Source organism: Shewanella sp. CAL98-MNA-CIBAN-0140 (assembly GCF_040309905.1).
Classification (GTDB): domain Bacteria; phylum Pseudomonadota; class Gammaproteobacteria; order Enterobacterales; family Shewanellaceae; genus Shewanella; species Shewanella psychromarinicola.
On sequence record NZ_JBEOPI010000189.1, the window covers coordinates 1 to 265 of the forward strand.

Below are 265 nucleotides of genomic sequence, written 5' to 3' on the forward strand. Positions count from 1 at the left end.
GCAAGCCCAGGCGCTGATTCACTATGCCTACAATGCGGCAGCGCATCAGCCGTATCAAAGCTTTATGCCGCGATTGTGTGAGCTTGTGCCTATTAGCGGCGAGCTGGCAGGGATGCTCACCAACTGCGGTGCAGAAGCAACCGAAAACGCTATAAAGATAGCATGCATGAAAACGGGTCGCACAGGCGTCATTGCGTTTGATGGTGGCTTTCATGGGCGCACACTGGCTGCGGTCAATCTCAATGGTAAGGTCGCGCCTTATAAG

1 protein-coding gene is annotated in these 265 nt (G+C 54.0%); it reads left to right on the forward strand.

All coding sequences use genetic code 11. The annotated features are described in order from the left end of the window. A partial coding sequence (locus AAEY93_RS20695) for an aminotransferase class III-fold pyridoxal phosphate-dependent enzyme (protein ID WP_351079556.1) occupies positions 1–265 on the forward strand: 265 nt, incomplete at both ends.